This window comes from Pseudomonas sp. D8002 (assembly GCF_013385695.1).
Classification (GTDB): domain Bacteria; phylum Pseudomonadota; class Gammaproteobacteria; order Pseudomonadales; family Pseudomonadaceae; genus Aquipseudomonas.
In genome coordinates this window covers 1-3,466 of record NZ_JACAPM010000058.1, presented here as the reverse complement: position 1 = coordinate 3,466, position 3,466 = coordinate 1, and the positions used below count along the sequence as shown (strand labels likewise).

General features: G+C 58.0%; 4 protein-coding genes. All 4 read right to left on the bottom strand.

The window, feature by feature from the left end; all coding sequences use genetic code 11:
- Positions 1 to 124 precede the first annotated feature (124 nt).
- The 4 genes from HX807_RS29615 to HX807_RS29600 all read right to left on the bottom strand — a co-directional run bounded on the left by HX807_RS29615 (position 125) and on the right by HX807_RS29600 (position 3,366).
- The gene (locus tag HX807_RS29615) at positions 125 to 886 is read right to left on the bottom strand and encodes an SDR family NAD(P)-dependent oxidoreductase (protein ID WP_177051946.1); all 762 of its coding nucleotides are present in this window, start codon (positions 884 to 886) and stop codon (positions 125 to 127) included.
- 252 nt (positions 887 to 1,138) lie between these two features.
- Positions 1,139 to 2,665: an IS66 family transposase gene (locus HX807_RS29610; protein WP_177051944.1), complete on the bottom strand. Its 1,527-nt coding sequence runs from the start codon at positions 2,663 to 2,665 to the stop codon at positions 1,139 to 1,141.
- Positions 2,666 to 2,716: 51 nt separating this feature from the next.
- Entirely contained in the window at positions 2,717 to 3,052 is a 336-nt protein-coding gene (gene tnpB / locus HX807_RS31825) for an IS66 family insertion sequence element accessory protein TnpB (protein WP_177051942.1), read from the bottom strand.
- Positions 3,049 to 3,366 carry a transposase gene (locus tag HX807_RS29600; protein WP_177051940.1) on the bottom strand — a complete coding sequence of 106 codons (318 nt, stop codon included), beginning with the start codon at positions 3,364 to 3,366 and terminating at the stop codon, positions 3,049 to 3,051. Before HX807_RS29600 ends, tnpB begins: the two co-directional genes overlap by 4 nt.
- Positions 3,367 to 3,466: the final 100 nt, after the last annotated feature.

Genomic DNA, 3,466 nt, shown 5'->3' with positions numbered 1-3,466 from the left:
GTATCCGTCCGGCAAAGTCATCTAGCACCCCCCTCCAAAGCTATCGTATCCGACCGGCGTTTGAGCCCGTCGGCAAAGCAAAGTAACTCGTCTTCTCGCGCCACCCCTGCGGAGCGCGCTCAACCTAGGTCAGATTTAATCCGCCGTCTGACAGGAGTATCTCACCGGTTAAGTAGTCCGAATCAACCAACATTGCAACAGCGTTTGCAATGTCGTCTGGGCTAGCGGCCCTGCGCATTGGCGCGCGATCTCGCCACAACTCTTGGGCATCTGTCCACTCTGCGGTCAGAGGTGTGTCGACCAAGCCAGGCGCCACAGCATTTACGCGAATGTCTGGCCCAAGTGACACCGCGAGCAAGCGGGTCATGTGATTGAGCGCAGCTTTGCTCACCGCGTAGGGAATGGATGCGCCCTTAGGACGGACACCCGCATGCGAACTGATGTTTACGACGCTACCTGCTCGACGGTAACGGGCGGCATCGCGCAATGCCGATTCGACCAATGCGACTAGGTGGAAAGGCGCCACGACATTAATCTCGTTAAGTTCGTGCCACACCGCCGAAGTGGCAGAGGCAAGGTCGCTATGCGGAATAACTCTGCTGATGCCGGCGTTATTGACCAATACGTCGAGCTGACCCCACGCGGCGATCGCCTCGTTAACAAGCCTGACCCTGTCAGCTTCAACAGCAAGATCAGCTTGCACGTAGATAGCCTGTTTCATTTCGGCAGCCATAGCGCGACCCGTATCCGCAGAATTTCGCGAATGGAGAACCACAGCATAGCCTGCCCGGCTCAGTGTACGTGCAATGGCTGCGCCGATACCGGAAGTGGATCCTGTAACCAACGCGACGCGTAGTGCGTTATCGATTGGAGGATTGGGTTTCATATGGAAATCTCGAAGGGGTTGCTAGAGAACCACCACCGCAGCACCATGGGTCGTGGTAGGTGGGAATCGTTTCCTATCTGCTGGTAAGTTGCCGACCCTGAATTTCGTGCTGTTGGAAGTCATATTTGTGCAGCTGGTTCTTGAAATGCAGTCTGGATATCTCAGTGTGCACCCGTTTCACGAGTTACTGATGTTTGTTTCGAGGTCACGGAATGGACAACAATATACCTCAGGGCATCCCGACTTGCGTAACTAAACGGGTTGCCATTTATGCGGCAGCAATTCGGAAATCTCACTCGCACGCTGCGTCGGCAAGCGCGTGAGAACGTCCTTCAAATAGGCATACGGATCGTGCCCATTTAGCCGTGCAGATTGGATCAAGCTCATGATCGCCGTCGCCCGCTTGCCGCTGCGTAACGATCCTGCAAACAACCAGTTCGACCGCCCAAGCGCCCACGGCCGGATCAAGTTCTCGATCTGATTGTTGTCGATGGGCACAGCACCATCTTCCAGGTAGCGCGTCAGCGCTACCCAGCGTTTGAGGCTGTAATCCAGAGCCTTGGCCGTGGCCGAACCCTCGGGCACAAGTTCACGCTGAGCCAACATCCACTCATGCAGCTTTTCAGCGATGGGCACTGCCGTTTCCTGGCGTAATCGCCAACGGTCTTCGTCGCTCATTTCCTTGGCGTGCCGCTCGACTCCGTAAAGCCCGCCAATCGAGTGAAGCGCCTGCTCCGCCAATTGGCTTTTATTGGCTATATGCAGGTCAAAGAACTTGCGGCGCGCATGGGCCATGCAGCCGATTTCGGTAATGCCCAGCTCGAAGCTGGCCTTGTAGCCAGCGAAGTCATCGCAGACTAGCTTGCCGTTCCACGTGCCCAGGAAGTTACGCGCGTGTTCGCCGGCACGGCTGGGGCTGAAGTCGTAGACCACGGCCTTGAGGGCCGAGAATGGCGTAGTGCTGTAGGCCCAGACATAAGCGCGGTGGGTTTTCTTCTCGCCGGGCGCCAGCATTTGTACCGGCGTTTCATCGGCGTGAACCACGCGCTGGGCCAGCACCACCTCGCGCAGCGCATCGACCAGCGGCTGAAGCTGCACGCCGGTTTGACCCACCCACTGCGCCAGTGTCGAGCGCGGGATAGCCAGGCCGGCACGGCCGAAGATCTTCTCCTGTCGATACAGCGGCAGGTGGTCGGCGAACTTGGCCACCATCACATGCGCCAGCAGGCCCGCCGTGGGGATGCCCTTGTCGATCACTTGAGGCGGCACCGGCGCCTGGATCAGTGTTTCGCACTGCCGGCAGGCCCATTTCCCACGCACATGCTGCTCGACAGTGAACACGCCCGGCGTGTAATCCAGCTTCTCGCTGACATCTTCACCGATGCGCTGAAGCTGGCAGCCGCACGCGCATTGCGTGTCGTCCGGGTCGTGATGGATCACAGTGCGTGGGAACTGCGGTGGCAACGGCGCACGCTTGGGTTGCTGGCGTGGTTCTGCCTGCGCGGGTGCTGGATGAAGGGCTTTTAACTCGGCCTCGATGGCTTCGAGGTCAGTATTAAGCAGGTCGTCGAGCAAGCTGCCTTGCGCCGGGCTGATCTGCTCACTGCGCTTGGCGAACTTGTGACGTTTAAGGAGGGCGATCTCGTGAGTGAGCTGCTCGATGATCGTTTCATCACGATGGATCTTTCTGCTTTGGGTGTCGACCTTGGACATCAACTGCGCAGCCAGTGTGCGCAGTTGTTCGGGGGTCATTTGGTCGAGATCGGGCAAGGAAGTCATGGGGGTGGATTTTACCAAAGCAGCCTGACTGCTTCAGCTAAAAGGCAACATTTAAAGCAATGTAATTGCGCCGCACGCACCGACTCGTTGCCAAGGTAATCCAAGTACCAGCGCCTGAAGTTGTTCGGGGTCGAGTTCGACCTCCGTCCCACGATGGAGGCCTGGCCAATGAAATTTGCCCTGGTTCAAGCGCCGTGCTGCCAGCCAGATACCGACGCCGTCGTGCACCAGGACTTTCATCCGATTGGCCCGACGGTTGGCAAAGAGGTAAGCGCAGTGCGGCTTCGCCGCACCGAACACCGCGACCACTCGGGCCAATGCCGTCTCGGTGCCGGCGCGCATGTCCATGGGCTCGGTGGCGAGCCAGATGGCATCGACGCGAATCATTGGGCCAGGCCACGAATGAAACACGCGCAGCCGTCCGGATCCGAGGCTGGCCATTTTACGGTGATGGATTTATCACCCAGAGGCAGCGAGATGATCACCATCTCTTCTGATGCTCGCCTTGGTACCGTTTTTACCGGAACGAAAGCCGGCAAGGTTGCAGGCGATTGATCCCGGTAACTCGGTAGCCACTTGCGGATCACGTTAGCATTGATGCCGTGATGGATGGCTACGCTGGAAATCGTCGCTCCGGGTTGCAGGCATTCCTGAACGACTTGGGCTTTGAATGGTTTGGGGTAAGAGCTTCGTTGGCGCATGGAAATCCCGGCGATAAGGGCGATCGCGTCCGCTTAAAAATACGCGGACACCATCGCCCTTAATGCTGGGATTTTGAAGGTGTGTTCGCCGGCCGCTTAC

Bases quoted from the DNA above. Each gene is read 5' to 3' on its own strand.
- HX807_RS29615 (WP_177051946.1), bottom strand. From the start codon at position 886: ATGAAACCCAATCCTCCAATCGATAACGCACTACGCGTCGCGTTGGTT.
- HX807_RS29610 (WP_177051944.1), bottom strand. From the start codon at position 2,665: ATGACTTCCTTGCCCGATCTCGACCAAATGACCCCCGAACAACTGCGC.
- tnpB (WP_177051942.1), bottom strand. From the start codon at position 3,052: ATGATTCGCGTCGATGCCATCTGGCTCGCCACCGAGCCCATGGACATG.
- HX807_RS29600 (WP_177051940.1), bottom strand. From the start codon at position 3,366: ATGCGCCAACGAAGCTCTTACCCCAAACCATTCAAAGCCCAAGTCGTT.